This window comes from Mesorhizobium sp. M7A.F.Ca.MR.362.00.0.0 (genome assembly GCF_004023175.1).
GTDB lineage: Bacteria > Pseudomonadota > Alphaproteobacteria > Rhizobiales > Rhizobiaceae > Mesorhizobium.
This window is the reverse complement of record NZ_RZTF01000975.1, coordinates 1-318: the sequence shown is the minus strand read 5'-3', so window position 1 is coordinate 318 and position 318 is coordinate 1. Positions and strand designations below refer to the sequence as shown.

Genomic DNA, 318 nt, shown 5'->3' with positions numbered 1-318 from the left:
CCAGCAATACTAGTGAGGAAGCTCCTACTACTATGCCTAATGGTGGACAGCAAGGAGATGGAGGCAGCTCCAGCCAATCTGGCATGTTTAACACTGGTGAAGCAGGCCCGCTGCGATTATTCCAAAGCGAGCTGTCTGGACAAATTAGCTGGCTGCTGCCATTCGTGGTCTTTGCCATTATTGGTTTAGTCTTGTCTTTCTTAAAGACGAGAAAGTATACAATACAGCACCATTTTGCAGCATTTTGGTTTTTCTGGCTAGCACCTATGTTTGTTTTCTTCAGCATCGCGCTATTTTACCATCATTATTATTTAAGTA

The 318-nt window shown here is 43.7% G+C and carries 1 protein-coding gene; it reads left to right on the top strand.

The window, feature by feature from the left end; genetic code table 11:
• Positions 1 to 32 precede the first annotated feature (32 nt).
• Positions 33 to 318 (top strand): hypothetical protein (locus EOC06_RS40610; RefSeq protein ID WP_206631415.1); only part of this gene is annotated, 286 nt, incomplete at its 3' end.